Below are 13,205 nucleotides of genomic sequence, written 5' to 3' on the forward strand. Positions count from 1 at the left end.
TTCCGTGTGCCCCGAGTGGGGACCCGACCCCGGGCCCCCGGCTCCGCTCCCATCGGAATCACACTTCTCGGAGTTCTCATGCGCCGTCTGCCCCTGTCCAGCCGCACTCCCCTGCCCCGCACCGACCTGCTCGGTGACTGCCACAGCTGTGTCGGCTTGTGCTGCACCGTCTTCGGATTCTCTCGCTCCCGCGACTTCGCCACCGACAAACCTGCCGGGACACCGTGCCCACACCTCGCGTCCGATTTCGGCTCCACGATCCACGACGCCCTGGCCCCGCGCGGGTACAGAGGATGCACCGCGTTCGACTGCTTCGGCGCCGGTCAGGCCGCCACCGCCCGGGTCCCCGGCCACCTCACCGGCGCGGTGTTCCCGAGGATGAAACAGTTGCACGAGATGCTCTGGTACCTCCACGAGGTCACCGATCGTGCCCTCGACCCCGACGACATCGCCGACGCCGCTGATCTGGCTGCGACGATCAGCGGATTCACCCGGCTCGAGGCATCCGAACTGCTCACTCTCGACCTGGGCGAAGTGCACGAGCAGGTGCGCGCCCTGCTCGTCGATGTCAGCGATGCACTGCGCGCGTCGTATCACGCCACCGGCACACTCGATCCGCGACTACACCCCGGCGCGGACCTCGCAGGCCGGCCCCTGCGAGGCCGGGTCCTGTGCGGCGTCGACCTGCGCGGCGCGTGCCTGATCGGAACAGATCTGCGAGGCAGTGATCTGAGTGCGGTGGATCTACTCGGCGCCGACCTACGCGATGCCCGCCTCGACGGTGCCGATCTGTCGTCGGCGCTGTATCTGACGGGCCCGCAGCTCGCGGCGGCACGCGGTGACCGCGACACGCTGCTGCCCCACTGGGTGCCGATACCGCAGTGGGGCAGGCACTGGTGAGCCGCACGAAAACAGATCCCCCGAACCACCCGCCCCACCGAACACGTCGGTCCCTCCTGGCACACTGATTCGCACATGCGTACGACGACCGCAGGAAGGTGAGTGCTCCTATGACGAGCCGGGACGGATCGGGCCTCCTCGAGTGGGTCGCGTCGTACCTGGAGACTCTGCAGACCGCGAAACGCTCGGCGCACACGGTCAAGGCGTACCGCCTCGACCTGCACGGGGTGTGCGCTGCGCTTGCCGCGGCGCGCGGCGGCACCCCGGACACCTTGACCATCGCAGACCTCACGATCCGCGGGCTGCGCACCGCGTTCGCCACGTTCGCGCGCGAACGCCAACCGGCGTCGGTGCGACGCGCCTGGTCGGTATGGAACAACTTCTGCAATTTCCTCGTCACCGAGGGGCTCTCCGAGGGCAACCCGATGGCCTCGATCACCCAGCCGAAACGCCCCGAGCACACCCCGAAGGCCTTCAAACCGGCCGCCGTCGGGCAACTCGTCGACACCTTGACCCACGACGCACAGCACCCGAGCGGGTCGCCGCGGGACTGGCCGCAGCGGGATCTGGCGCTGGTCGCGACCCTGCTGCTCACCGGGATCCGGTCGGAGGAGTTGATCTCGCTGGATCTGGGACACATCCTCGGCGGGCTCGACGCCCCCGTGCTGCGGGTACACGGCAAAGGCGCGATCGAACGGGAAATCCCCCTCGAAGACAGCTGGACGGCGATCACGTCCGCTTACCTGCAGGAACGCTATGTCCGGTTTCCGCCGCTGCGGCATTCGGTACTCGCCGACCGCACGGATCTGCCGGTGTGGGAGCGGCACACCCCCACCGATCCGTTGTTCGTCGGGGCCGACGGGCAGCGCATCACCCGCGGCACCCTGCAATACCGAGTACGGCGCATGTATCGGCGTGCGGGCATCGAATCCGAACGCAAACGGGGAGCGCTCGCGCACGCGCTGCGGCACACCTTCGCGACGTCGCTGGCCGACAACGGCGCCACGATGGTCGAGTTGCAGCAGCTGCTCGGGCATCGGTCGTTGCAGACCGTGCAGATCTACACCTCGGCGACGAACGACGCGGTACGGCATGCAGCCCGCCACAACCCGGTATACGGGTTGCTCGGCGGAACCGATCGCACTGTGAGCGACGACGCGAGCTGACAGACTGGGATCCGAACCGCAGTGTCGAGGTGCACTCCACACATGAGGACGCACCGAGAACAACGAAGGAGCTTGCATGAGCGTCGAATCGGTGGAAGCTGCGCGTCATCGCGTCGTGGTGATCGGATCGGGATTCGGTGGATTGTTCGCCGCGCAGGCCCTCGCCCGCGCCGATGCCGACGTCACGCTGGTAGCGCGCACCACCCACCATCTATTCCAGCCACTGCTCTATCAGGTGGCCACAGGCATCCTCTCGGTCGGCGACATCGCCCCGGCCACGCGCATGGTGCTGCGCAAACAGGACAACACCCGGGTGCTGCTCGGGGAAGTCGACGACATCGATCTCGAGAACGGCACGGTCACTTCCCAGTTCCTGGAGCGACGCACCGTCAGCGACTTCGACTCGCTGATCGTCGCAGCCGGCGCCGGCCAGTCCTATTTCGGCAACGATCATTTCGCCGAGTTCGCGCCCGGCATGAAGACGATCGACGACGCACTCGAGTTGCGCGGCCGCATCCTGGGGGCATTCGAGCAGGCCGAACTGTCGAACGACCCCGAGGAACAGACCCGACTGCTCACCTTCGTCGTGGTGGGCGCGGGCCCGACCGGTGTGGAGCTGGCCGGGCAGATCGCGGAACTGGCGCATCGCACCCTCAAGGGCACCTTCCGTCATATCGACACGACGCGGGCGCGAGTGGTGCTGCTCGACGGCGCATCGGACGTGCTGCCGGTGTACGGCGGGAAGCTGTCGAAGAAGGCCCGCCGAACCCTCGAGGGTCTCGGTGTGGAGATCCAGCTGGGTGCGATGGTCACCGGCGTCGACGCAGACGGTCTGACGGTCAAGGAGAAAGACGGCACCGAGCGACGTCTCGAATCGCAGTGCAAGGTGTGGTCGGCGGGCGTGGCGGCGAGCCCGCTCGGCAAGCAGCTGGCGGAGCAGTCCGGTGCCGGGATCGACCGGGCCGGTCGCGTCGAGGTGCTGCCCGATCTGTCATTGCCGGGATACCCGAACGTGTTCGTGATCGGCGACATGATGTCGCTCGACAAGCTTCCGGGGCTCGCGCAGGTCGCGATGCAGGGCGGCAAGTACGCGGCGAAACAGATCGCCGCATCCGTCGAGGGGCAGGACCCGTCCCAGCGACCCCCGTTCAAGTATTTCGACAAGGGGTCGATGGCGACGATCTCGCGGTTCAGTGCGGTCGCGAAGGTCGGCAAACTCGAGATCAGTGGGTTCCTCGGCTGGATCGCCTGGTTGTTCATCCACCTGCTGTATCTGGTGGGGTTCTCATCGAAGATGTCGACGTTGTTGTCGTGGGCGCAGGCGTTCTTCTCCGCCGGCCGCAACGAGATGGCGGCGACCGAGCAGCAAGTGTTCGCGCGGATCGCGATCGAGCGGCTACGACACCACGAGAACTCCCTCGCTGCCGGCAACGGCAGCGCCACCGAGCGGGGCGCCGCAGGGAAGGACGCTCCCGCCGGGAAGGACAGCGACTCGTCTCCGGCGGACCGCAAGGCCGCCGGCTGACCAGTGCGGCGCGCCGTCAGTTCCCGATGCGGGCGCTGTCCTCGATGTTCGCCAGCCGAACCTGGCCCTGCGAGACGACCCGGTCCTGCGCGTCGGTGATCACCACCCGCCACAGTTGCTGGGTGCGGCCCCGGTGGATGGGGGTGCCGACGGCGGTGAGGACGCCCTCGCGGGTGGCGCGCAGGAAGTCGGTGTTGTTGTTGACTCCGACGACGTTGCCGCGATCGCCGAACCAGATGGCGCCGCCCATACTCGCGATGGTTTCGATGACCGCGCAGTACACCCCGCCGTGCACGATGCCGTAAGGCTGATGCTGGTTCGGTGTCACGGTCCACTGGGCGCGGACGACATCGGCGGTGAGTTCGAGGAACTCGAGTCCGAGTGCTGCTCCGAACCCGGTGCGGTTGAGTGTGGTCACCTCGGCGGCATCGAGTGCAGAACTGTGCTCCGGCGTGGATTGATCGGTCATGTCTGTGAACTCTCCTGCTCGATCGGTCCGGCCGAGGGCGCCGGTGTCCGTCGAACGATGGTAGGGCATCGACGTTTTCGGCGGGCGGGAGAGCAGCTTCGGGAAGCGCGGGGCCTGAACGGACCGGCGGGCCTCGCGTGGTGATCGCGAGGCCCGCCGTCGGGGATGGACCGGGAGTCTCTGCAGCCCTCAGGACTCCGGCACGGTCCGGTGTTGCGCGTCTCTCACTATAGGCAAGGCTGACCTAATCCCACAAGGCCTCGCACCGGATGACCCGCGGCCACGAAGGCATCCAGCAACTGCTGGCCACGTCGTGCCGCGTCGCGGCGGGACGCGCCACCGAGGACGGGCAGCTGCGATGCGCCGGTGACGACCGTGCGTCCGACCATCGCCCAGAAGCGGGTGCGGTCGAGCGGGGCGCATCGCTGCACGGCCTCGTGCACCGCAGTCAGGGCGGTCACGGCGCGATGCGCGGTCCACACCGCCATGGCTTCCTCGCACGGCAGCACCACGACCCCACGATCAGCGGCGGCCCGGTCCCCCGGAAGCACGCGCAGGGTGTCGTCGGCGACACCGGCCCAGTCGATGCATCCGTCGCTGTCCTGGTGCAGCCAGAGATTGTCGAGGCCGGGATCCCACACGCGCCCCTCCAGAGCGAGCGGGGCGAGCACCCGGCCGACAATCGAGTGGATGAGTGCGGCGGCGACCTGCTCGGCCGCGATGCGTGGTTCCTCCACGTCCTCGAGCGAGCGTCGGTAGAGCAATTCGATGCGTTCCGTGCGTTCGGCACTGCCGAGGCCCCACCAGCGGCGCTTGGGTTCTTCGTCGATACAGGCCACGGCATAGACGCGGGGCGATCCCGCGGCGAGTGCCCGCAGGCGGGTGCGGGTGTCCTCGAATGCGCGGACGCTCCGGTCGTCGAACGTGGTGACCGGAGCAGTGGTGGTCGGCGGCAGCAGCAGAGTCGTCATCCGACACCTCTCTTGTCGACAGGAACCCAGCGGGTTGCTTAGGTAAGGCTAACCATTACATCCGGGGTGGGGATCGCGCAACCCACCTCACCCGAAGAACCCGTCACAGCGAAGCGGCGACCTACCGGCCGGACCCACCCGGTGACAGATCGAAATAGGATTCCGTAACCTAACCTCCAGACCTACCCGAGAATCCCGTCACGAGGAGCGCCCCACGCACGTGGCCACCATTCGACCCCCCTCCCCAGAACTCACGGCCACCGAACCCACGACCACCGAGTTGACCGGACCGCCCACCACGGCCCGGCGTGTCGTCGCGGAGTTGCTGGACCTCGCTCTCCTCGCCATCCCCCTCGTCATCGGCGCCCTGCTCGTCGACACCCTCGGCGACGCCAACGGAGGCGGACAGACCGACCGCGTCGTCTTCGGTGGCGCCGCACTCGCCGCCACCGCCGGAGTGCTGCTGTGGAACCGCGGCCGCCGGGAAGGCCGCACCGGCGCGAGCCTCGGCAAGTCCTGGACCGACCTCATCACCCGCGACCCGGACACCGGCGCTCCCGTCGGCGCCCGCCGCGCCCTACTGCGCCGCCGCACCGAAGTCGTCATGACCCGCACCGCCGACGACGACGGCTTCACGCCGCTACCCGCGGACACCAGCGTCGCCGGGATTCGCCGCAGACGACTCCTCGGACTGCTCACCCTCGCCGTGATGCTCGTGCTGGTCCTGCTCGCCAGCGTCGCGATCGGGGCCCGCCCGATGACCTTCACCGAGGTGTTCCACGCACTGTTGGTCAACGACGGCGCCGAAACCGACGTGATCATCCACTCCCTGCGCATCCCCCGCACCCTGCTCGGACTGCTCGTCGGCATCGCCCTCGGAGTGGCCGGCGCCCTCATCCAAGGCCACACCCGCAACCCCCTCGCCGACGCCGGCCTGCTCGGCATCAACGCCGGCGCCGCACTGTTCGTAGTGCTCTCGATCTACCTGCTGGGCACCAGCACCCCCGCCGAATACCTGTGGTTCGCCTTCGCCGGATCCCTGTTCGCCAGCGTCGTGGTATTCGGGTTCGCCTCCATCGGCAACGGCGGCTCGAGCCCCCTGAGCCTGGCCCTCGCCGGCGCCGCCGTCGCCTTCTTCCTCCAAGCGATGATCCAAACCGTCGTCCTGCTCGACCAGACCAGCCTCGACGGCTACCGCTTCTGGGTGGTCGGATCCGTCGCCGGACGCGGCATGGACGTGCTCTGGCAGGTCCTGCCGTTCATCGTCGTCGGCCTCGTCATCGCCCTCGCGAGCACCCCCGGCCTCAACGTGCTCAGCCTCGGCGAAGACGTCGCCCGCTCCCTGGGTACCAACATCGTCCTGACCCGCGTCATCGGCATCGCCGTGATCACCATCCTCACCGGCGCCGCCACCGCCGCATGCGGCCCCATCGCGTTCGTCGGCCTCATCGTCCCGCACATCGCCCGCGCCATCACCGGCCCGGACTACCGCTGGCTCGTCCCCTACGCAGGACTGCTCGGCGGGGTGCTGCTCGTCCTCGCCGACGTCATCGGCCGCATCGTCGTGCGCCCCGGCGAACTGCAGGTCGGCATCGTGCTCGCCCTGGTCGGCGCCCCGTTCTTCATTGCCCTCGTCCGCCGCCGGAAGCTGGTGTCGCTGTGACCGACCTGACGAAGATCCCCACCGCGACCCCACCCACCACCGGCAAGGATCCCCGCCGCCGCACCCCCATCCAGCTCTCCACCGCAGTACCCGCCCGCCCCGGCTTCCGCGTCGGCCGGTTCTCCGTCGTGTGGCGCGGTCGCCAGGTGCTCGTGTGCACCCTCCTCGCCGTCGCCGCGTTCCTGCTCCTGTGCGTCGGGCTCGGTCGCGGCGACTATCCGATGTCCGTCCCCGAGGTCATCGAGGTACTCCTCGGCGGCGGCGAACGACTCGACCGGTTCATCGTGTTCGACCTGCGCCTCCCCCGCGGCATCGGCGCGCTCGTCGTCGGCGCCTGCCTCGCTGTCTCCGGCGCCATCACCCAGTCGCTGTCCCGCAACGCCCTGGCCAGCCCCGACATCCTCGGTATCACCGCCGGCGCCAGCGCCGCAGCCGTCGCCCTGATCGTCGTCACCAGCGGCGGCACCATCGTCGGACTCCTCGCCGCACTCGGCCTGCCCCTGGCAGCCCTCGTCGGCGGCCTGCTCACCGCCGCCGTGATCTACCTACTCGCGTGGAAGAACGGCGTCGACGGATTCCGGCTCGTGCTCATCGGCATCGGCGCCAACGCCATGCTGATCGCCCTGACCAACTGGATGCTCGTCTCCGCCGACATCAACGACGTCTCCCGCGCCCAGGTCTGGCTGACCGGCTCCCTCAACGGCATCAGCTGGAGTCAGGTCATCCCCGCCGGCGTCGCCCTCGCCGTCATCGGCACCTGGACGATCATCGCCTCGTTCACCATCGGCGCCCTGCGCCTCGGCGACGACACCGCCCGCTCACTCGGAATCCGCCTGCAATCCCAGCAGGGCATGCTCCTCGTCGCCGCCTGCGCACTCGCCGCCATCGCGACCGCAGCCGCCGGACCCATCGGATTCGTCGCGCTCGCAGCACCCCAGGTCGCGCTGCGCCTCGTCCGCTCCGCCGGCCCCCCGGTCATCGCCTCCGCGCTGACCGGCGCCGTGCTCGTCGTCGGCGCCGACATCATCGCCCGCACCATCCTGCCGGTCTCCCTACCGGTCGGACTCGTAACCTCCGCGCTCGGCGGCCCGTTCCTGCTGTATCTGCTCGTGCGCTCCAATCGGAAGGTGTCAGTGTGACCCACGCCCAGCCCCTCGACACGCACCCCGCCGACGCGCCCGACCACGCCGGCGCGCGGCTCGTCGCCGAGCATCTCGCGCTCGGCTACGGAGACCGCCTCATCGTCGACGACCTCGACCTCGAGATCCCCACCGGCGTGGTCACCACCATCATCGGACCCAACGGCTGCGGCAAATCCACCCTGCTGCGCGCCCTGAGCCGCCTGCTCAAACCCCGCGACGGACACGTCCTTCTCGATGGCCGCAAGATCACCACGATGCGCACCCGCGACGTCGCCCGGGTCCTCGGCATGCTCCCCCAGGCACCCACCGCACCCGAAGGGCTGACCGTCGCCGACCTCGTCGCCCGCGGCCGCCACCCCCACCAATCGTGGGTGCGGCAGTGGTCCGGCGACGACGAAGACGTCGTCTCCACCGCGCTGACCCGCACCGGCATCGCCGACCTCGCCGACCGCCCCGTCGACGAACTCTCCGGCGGCCAACGCCAACGCGCCTGGATCTCGATGGCGCTCGCGCAGGGCACTGACGTCCTGCTGCTCGACGAACCCACCACCTACCTCGACCTCGCGCACTCCATCGAGGTCCTCGACCTCGTCGACCAGCTGCACAGCGAACTCGGCCGCACCGTGGTGATGGTCCTGCACGACCTCAACCTCGCCATCCGCTACAGCGACCACCTCGTCGTCATGCGCGACGGCAAGGTCATCGCCTCCGGCCCACCGGCCGAGGTCATCTCCGTCGAACTGCTCCGCGACGTGTTCGGACTCGACGCCTCCGTCATCAGCGACCCGGTCTCCGGCCGGCCCCTGATCGTGCCCATCGGCACCCGCCACGTCTACGGCACCGTCGGCGGCGACACCCTACCCGAAAAACTACGACCCTAGGTAGTACGCACAAATGTCGGAGACTCCGTAGAATCAACGTATGGCAGCACTAGGCGAACTCGAGCGAGCAGTGATGGACCACCTGTGGTCCTCCACCGAACCCCAGACCGTGCGACAGGTCCACGAAGGCCTCTCCGCCCGCCGCTCACTCGCATACACCACCGTCATGACTGTCCTTCAACGCCTCGCGAAGAAGAACCTCGTCATCCAACAACGCGACGACCGCGCCCACCGCTACCTCCCGGTGCACGGCCGCGACGAACTCGTCGCCAGCCTCATGGTCGACGCCCTCGACCAGGCCGACGAAACCGCCGGACGCACCGCCGCACTCGTCCACTTCGTCGGCCGGGTCGGCGCCGACGAAGCAGACGCGCTGCGCGCCGCACTGGCCGAACTCGAAGCCCATCACAGCACCGACCGACCCGCGGGAAAGGCGAGCTGACAGACTCGACTCCATGGATGCGACCACCGCGCTCGTATTCGGCATACTTGCGCTTCTCCTCGCGGGTCCGGTGCCCGGGCTCCTGTCCCGCGCCTCCTGGCCGCACCGCAACCCGCGCGCGGCGCTCGTGTTGTGGCAGGCCATCGCCCTGGCCGCCGTCCTCTCGGCGTTCAGCTCCGGCCTCGCCATCGCCAGCCGTCTACTGGTGCCCGGCGACGACGGCCGCCCCACCACCGGACCCCTCGAGGAAATCGACGCGCTCGGGCTACCCCTGTGGCTCACCTACGTCGTCGTCTTCATGCTCACCTTGCTCATCGGCGGCCGCCTGATCTACTCGACCGTGCACGTCGGTGTCCGCACCCGCCGCCGCCGCGCCCGGCACCGCATGCTCGTCGACCTCCTCGACCGCCGCGACAACCTCTCCGCCATTCGCACCCTCCCCCACGTACGGATCCTCGACAGCACGGACCCCATCGCCTACTGCCTGCCCGGCATCCGGCACCGCGTCGTCCTGTCCGAAGGCACCCTCGACAACCTCACCGAGGACGAACTGAGCGCCGTACTGCGCCACGAACACTCCCACCTGCGCGCCCGCCACGACCTCATCCTCGAAGCATTCACCGCCGTCTACGAAGCGTTCCCCCGGTGGGTCCGCTCCCGATCGGCACTCGGCTCCGTGCAGTTGCTCGTCGAAATGCTCGCCGACGACTCCGCGGTACGTCTCACCGGCCCCACCCCGCTGGCCCGCGCCCTCGTCACCTGCGCCGACGCCCACACCCCCACCGGCGCCCTCGCCGTCGGCGGACCCTCCACCCTGCTGCGAGTGCAGCGACTCGCCAATCCCGGCCCCGACCTGACCATCTCCGCGTGCGCCTACATGACCGCCGCCGCGATCCTCGTCGTCCCCACCGTCGCCGTCGCCGTCCCCTGGCTGACCGAACTGACCCGCCTGTTCACCCACTGAGCACACTTCCTGCGCCGTTCGATTTCGATCACGCCCCATTTCGAGAGAAGCTGTACCCATGACCGTCGAACGCACCGAGACCCCCCGCGCCCAGATCGGCGTGACCGGCCTGGCCGTCATGGGGTCCAACATCGCCCGGAACTTCGCCCGCCACGGCTACACCGTCGCCCTGCACAACCGCAGCATCGCCAAGACCGACGCCCTGCTCGCCGAACACGGCAGCGACGGCACCTTTATTCGCACCGAAACGATCGACGAGTTCGTCGCCGCCCTCGAGAAGCCCCGCCGCGTCCTGATCATGGTCAAAGCCGGCGACGCCACCGACGCCGTCATCGACGAACTCGCCGACGCCATGGAACCCGGCGACATCATCATCGACGGCGGCAACGCCCTCTACACAGACACCATCCGCCGCGAAGCCGCCCTACGCGAACGCGAACTGCACTTCGTCGGCGCCGGCATCTCCGGCGGCGAAGAAGGCGCCCTCAACGGACCGTCCATCATGCCCGGCGGCCCCGCCGAGTCCTACGCCGCACTCGGCCCCCTCCTCGAGGCCATCTCCGCCAAGGTCGACGACACCCCCTGCTGCACCCACGTCGGCCCCGACGGCGCCGGACACTTCGTCAAAATGGTGCACAACGGCATCGAATACGCAGACATGCAGCTCATCGGTGAGGCCTACCACCTCCTCCGCGACGCCCTGCGCTACGACGCCGCGAAGATCGCCGACGTATTCGCCGACTGGAACACCGGCACCCTCGAGTCGTACCTCATCGAAATCACCGCGGAAGTCCTGCGCCAGACCGACGCCGCCACCGGAAAACCCCTCGTCGACGTCATCGTCGACGCCGCCGAGCAGAAGGGCACCGGACGGTGGACCGTCAAGGCCGCCCTCGACCTCGGTATCCCCGTCACCGGCATCGCCGAAGCCGTCTTCGCCCGCGCTCTGTCCGGATCCCGCACCCAACGCGCCGCAGCCCGCGACCTGACCTCCGGCACCCTCGGCGCCGCCCCCACCGACACCGCCCAGTTCACCGAGGACATCCGCGCCGCCCTGTACGCCTCCAAGATCGTCGCCTACGCCCAGGGATTCGACCAGATCGCCGCCGGCAGCGCCGAATACGGCTGGAACATCGACCGCGCCGCCATGGCCACCATCTGGCGCGGCGGCTGCATCATCCGCGCCCAGTTCCTCAACCGCATCAAAGAGGCCTACGACGCCGACCCGGAGCTTCCCAGCCTGATCCTCGCCCCCTACTTCCGCGACGCCATCGAAGCCGGCATCGACAGCTGGCGGCGCGTCGTGGTCACCGCCACCACCCTCGGCATCCCGATCCCCGCCTTCGGCTCATCCCTGTCGTACTACGACGGGCTGCGTGCCGAACGCCTCCCCGCCGCACTCACCCAGGGCCAGCGCGACTACTTCGGTGCGCACACCTACGAGCGCACCGACAAGCCTGGCAAGTTCCACACCCTGTGGAGCGGCGACCACAGCGAAGTCCACGCCTGACCGGACCCCGACCATGACCGGCACCACGGCAGCATCCGTGGCGTGCGCGCTCGCCGCCGCGGTGCTGATCGCCGTCAGCATGGTCGCCCAGCAACGCTCCGCCGCCGCCGTCCCCACCTCCGGGCCACTCGTCGGCAGCCTCGTCCGCAGCCCCCACTGGTGGGCGGCGCTGGCGGTGGACGGCGGCGGCTACACCCTGCAGGTTTTCGCGCTTGCGCTCGGCGCCGTCCTGATCGTGCAGCCGCTGCTCGTCTCGTCGCTGCTGTTCGCCATCCCCATCTCCGCCTACTACACCGGACGACGACCCGACCGCCGCACCCTGTTGCTCGCCGGGGCACTGTGCGTCTCGTTGGCGGTGTTCCTGATCGCCGGCAACCCCACCGCAGGAGCCGTCGACGCCGCCGCGGCTCGATGGGCGCTGCCCCTCGCACTCGTCCTGGCCGTCGCCGCCGGCGCCACCGCACTCGGCCTCGCCGCCGGATCGCCGGGGCGCCGCGCCATGCTGCTCGGCACCGCCGCCGGAATCCTCTACGGCGTCGCCGCCGCCTTCACCAAACACGTCACCGACCTGATCGAACACGGCGTGTTCACCGTCCTCGGGTCGTGGCAGACCTGGACCGTGATTGCGGCAGGGCTCACCGGCATGTACCTGCAGCAACGCGCCTTCCAAGCCGGACCATTGACCGCCTCCCTACCGACTCTGACGATCGCCGAACCACTCGCCGCGGTACTCCTCGGCATGACCGTGCTCGGCGAACACCTCGACACCGGCGGCCTCGGCCTCACCGCCACCGTCGCCGCCGTCGCTGTGATGGCCGTGACCACCCTCGCACTCGCCCGCACCGTCGCGCCCAGCCCCTCCGGCACCACACCGGCCACCGAAGGGACGACGAACACGAGGCCTACACAGCCCTGATCAGCTCCCTGACCGCGACAACACCGCGACCAGGAAATCCGAATCCTCCGTGAACGGGCGCAGATCCCACGTCGACAGCAACAACTCCGGCGTGAGACCCCCGGCCGCTGCATCGGCAAGGAACTCGGTGAAGTCGTAGTCGCGGCCCGCACCGAACCCGACCACTGCACGCCCCGACGACGACAGATGCCGCGCGAACCCGGCCAACGCCGCCCGCCGCGTCGACGGCGCCAAAAACGTCATCACATTGCCCGCACACACGATCGCGTCGAACTCCGCGGCCACACCGCGACTCGGGAGATCCAACTCGGCGAGATCCGCGACCAACCACGTCGGGCCCGGATGATCCTCCTCCGCCGCCGCGATCAATACCGGGTCCACATCGACCCCCACCACGACGTGCCCCACCCCGTGCAGATAGCCACCCAACCGGCCCGGCCCACACCCCGCATCGAGCACCCGCGCACCGCGCCCCACCATCGCGTCGATCAACCGGGCCTCACCGACGATGTCCTGCCCCTGCGCCGCCATCGTCCGGAAACGCTCGACATACCAACTCGAGTGCGATGGATCCGCCTCGGTGATGTCCTCCCACTGGCTTCGGATGCGCTCGGCCAACGTCCCACCTCCTCGATCGGGCCCGCCAGCGCGAGCCA

The 13,205-nt window shown here is 69.1% G+C and carries 13 protein-coding genes; 10 read left to right on the forward strand and 3 right to left on the reverse strand.

The window, feature by feature from the left end; translation table 11 throughout:
- The first annotated feature begins 78 nt into the window (after nt 1-78).
- The 3 genes from EV641_RS19365 to EV641_RS19375 all read left to right on the forward strand — a co-directional run bounded on the left by EV641_RS19365 (nt 79) and on the right by EV641_RS19375 (nt 3,591).
- Nucleotides 79-900, forward strand: coding sequence for a pentapeptide repeat-containing protein (locus tag EV641_RS19365; protein WP_132473858.1), 822 nt, complete (start codon nt 79-81; stop codon nt 898-900).
- A 110-nt stretch (nt 901-1,010) separates the two neighbouring features.
- A complete protein-coding gene (locus EV641_RS19370) occupies nt 1,011-2,066 on the forward strand; it encodes a tyrosine-type recombinase/integrase (RefSeq protein ID WP_132473860.1) in 1,056 nt (351 codons plus the stop codon).
- 76 nt (nt 2,067-2,142) lie between these two features.
- Nucleotides 2,143-3,591: an NAD(P)/FAD-dependent oxidoreductase gene (locus tag EV641_RS19375; RefSeq protein ID WP_132473862.1), complete on the forward strand. Its 1,449-nt coding sequence runs from the start codon at nt 2,143-2,145 to the stop codon at nt 3,589-3,591.
- A 16-nt stretch (nt 3,592-3,607) separates the two neighbouring features.
- Here the strand turns inward: EV641_RS19375 and EV641_RS19380 are convergent, their stop codons facing one another.
- Nucleotides 3,608-4,060: a PaaI family thioesterase gene (locus EV641_RS19380; protein WP_132473864.1), complete on the reverse strand. Its 453-nt coding sequence runs from the start codon at nt 4,058-4,060 to the stop codon at nt 3,608-3,610.
- A gap of 227 nt (nt 4,061-4,287) precedes the next feature.
- Nucleotides 4,288-5,031 (reverse strand): hypothetical protein, encoded by a 744-nt coding sequence (locus tag EV641_RS19385; RefSeq protein WP_132473866.1) that lies wholly within the window; start codon nt 5,029-5,031, stop codon nt 4,288-4,290.
- 280 nt (nt 5,032-5,311) lie between these two features.
- On the opposite strand from EV641_RS19385, the gene EV641_RS19390 reads away from it, so the two are divergent.
- The 7 genes from EV641_RS19390 to EV641_RS19420 all read left to right on the forward strand — a co-directional run bounded on the left by EV641_RS19390 (nt 5,312) and on the right by EV641_RS19420 (nt 12,549).
- The gene (locus tag EV641_RS19390; RefSeq protein ID WP_132473968.1) at nt 5,312-6,694 is read left to right on the forward strand and encodes an iron ABC transporter permease; all 1,383 of its coding nucleotides are present in this window, start codon (nt 5,312-5,314) and stop codon (nt 6,692-6,694) included.
- A 68-nt stretch (nt 6,695-6,762) separates the two neighbouring features.
- Nucleotides 6,763-7,833, forward strand: a complete 1,071-nt coding sequence (locus EV641_RS19395) for an iron chelate uptake ABC transporter family permease subunit (protein ID WP_199233326.1) — start codon at nt 6,763-6,765, stop codon at nt 7,831-7,833.
- Nucleotides 7,830-8,717 carry an ABC transporter ATP-binding protein gene (locus EV641_RS19400; RefSeq protein ID WP_132473870.1) on the forward strand — a complete coding sequence of 296 codons (888 nt, stop codon included), beginning with the start codon at nt 7,830-7,832 and terminating at the stop codon, nt 8,715-8,717. The genes EV641_RS19395 and EV641_RS19400 overlap by 4 nt, the downstream gene beginning before the upstream one ends.
- Before the next feature lie 40 nt (nt 8,718-8,757).
- Complete coding sequence (locus tag EV641_RS19405; protein ID WP_132473872.1) at nt 8,758-9,159, forward strand: BlaI/MecI/CopY family transcriptional regulator; 402 nt, start codon at nt 8,758-8,760, stop codon at nt 9,157-9,159.
- A 13-nt stretch (nt 9,160-9,172) separates the two neighbouring features.
- Complete coding sequence (locus EV641_RS19410) at nt 9,173-10,123, forward strand: M56 family metallopeptidase (RefSeq protein WP_132473874.1); 951 nt, start codon at nt 9,173-9,175, stop codon at nt 10,121-10,123.
- Nucleotides 10,124-10,181: 58 nt separating this feature from the next.
- Nucleotides 10,182-11,633 (forward strand): NADP-dependent phosphogluconate dehydrogenase, encoded by a 1,452-nt coding sequence (gndA, locus tag EV641_RS19415; RefSeq protein ID WP_132473876.1) that lies wholly within the window; start codon nt 10,182-10,184, stop codon nt 11,631-11,633.
- Nucleotides 11,634-11,646: 13 nt separating this feature from the next.
- Nucleotides 11,647-12,549 carry a DMT family transporter gene (locus EV641_RS19420; RefSeq protein WP_132473878.1) on the forward strand — a complete coding sequence of 301 codons (903 nt, stop codon included), beginning with the start codon at nt 11,647-11,649 and terminating at the stop codon, nt 12,547-12,549.
- On the opposite strand, the gene EV641_RS19425 is transcribed toward EV641_RS19420, so the two are convergent.
- Nucleotides 12,550-13,167: a class I SAM-dependent methyltransferase gene (locus tag EV641_RS19425; protein WP_054720764.1), complete on the reverse strand. Its 618-nt coding sequence runs from the start codon at nt 13,165-13,167 to the stop codon at nt 12,550-12,552.
- Nucleotides 13,168-13,205: the final 38 nt, after the last annotated feature.

Source organism: Rhodococcus sp. SMB37, from assembly GCF_004345605.1.
Lineage (GTDB): Bacteria > Actinomycetota > Actinomycetes > Mycobacteriales > Mycobacteriaceae > Rhodococcus.

Bases quoted from the DNA above. Each gene is read 5' to 3' on its own strand.
- EV641_RS19365 (WP_132473858.1), top strand. From the start codon at position 79: ATGCGCCGTCTGCCCCTGTCCAGCCGCACTCCCCTGCCCCGCACCGAC.
- EV641_RS19370 (WP_132473860.1), top strand. From the start codon at position 1,011: ATGACGAGCCGGGACGGATCGGGCCTCCTCGAGTGGGTCGCGTCGTAC.
- EV641_RS19375 (WP_132473862.1), top strand. From the start codon at position 2,143: ATGAGCGTCGAATCGGTGGAAGCTGCGCGTCATCGCGTCGTGGTGATC.
- EV641_RS19380 (WP_132473864.1), bottom strand. From the start codon at position 4,060: ATGACCGATCAATCCACGCCGGAGCACAGTTCTGCACTCGATGCCGCC.
- EV641_RS19385 (WP_132473866.1), bottom strand. From the start codon at position 5,031: ATGACGACTCTGCTGCTGCCGCCGACCACCACTGCTCCGGTCACCACG.
- EV641_RS19405 (WP_132473872.1), top strand. From the start codon at position 8,758: ATGGCAGCACTAGGCGAACTCGAGCGAGCAGTGATGGACCACCTGTGG.
- EV641_RS19410 (WP_132473874.1), top strand. From the start codon at position 9,173: ATGGATGCGACCACCGCGCTCGTATTCGGCATACTTGCGCTTCTCCTC.
- gndA (WP_132473876.1), top strand. From the start codon at position 10,182: ATGACCGTCGAACGCACCGAGACCCCCCGCGCCCAGATCGGCGTGACC.
- EV641_RS19420 (WP_132473878.1), top strand. From the start codon at position 11,647: ATGACCGGCACCACGGCAGCATCCGTGGCGTGCGCGCTCGCCGCCGCG.